This is a genomic window from Idiomarina sp. UBA4206 (assembly GCF_002383015.1).
Lineage (GTDB): Bacteria > Pseudomonadota > Gammaproteobacteria > Enterobacterales > Alteromonadaceae > Idiomarina > Idiomarina abyssalis.
In genome coordinates this window covers 73,326-73,750 of record NZ_DFTS01000004.1, presented here as the reverse complement: position 1 = coordinate 73,750, position 425 = coordinate 73,326, and the positions used below count along the sequence as shown (strand labels likewise).

The 425-nt window shown below is 46.6% G+C and carries 1 protein-coding gene; it reads right to left on the bottom strand.

Annotation, left to right across the window (positions count from 1 at the left end; translation table 11 throughout):
- The coding region (locus tag B3180_RS00725; RefSeq protein ID WP_286842295.1) for an AAA family ATPase at positions 1-425 on the bottom strand (425 nt) is incomplete at both ends.

Here is a 425-nt window from a genome sequence, read left to right as displayed (position 1 = left end):
TGAATTTCATCGATAAATAAAATGGCATGCTCTTTTTCCTGAAGCTCTTTCAAAAGCATTTTAAAACGCTTCTCAAAATCCCCCCGGTATTTTGTTCCCGCCAGCAGGTCACCCATATCCAGTGAATAGATGGTTGCATCGGAGAGAATTTCAGGCACTTCGCCCTTAATAATTCGGTAAGCCAGGCCCTCGGCTATGGCTGTTTTACCCACACCGGCTTCACCCACTAAAAGCGGGTTGTTTTTGCGCCGACGGCAGAGAATTTGAGCGCAACGCTCAAGCTCGTAATCGCGGCCTATCAGTGGGTCTATTTTGCCTTCTTTAGCCTGCACATTAAGGTTAGAGCAGAAGCGTTGTAAATAACTCTGCTGCTCGTCATTACCTTTCATTGCCTCTTCTTCGACCATCTCTTCATCTATCGGCTC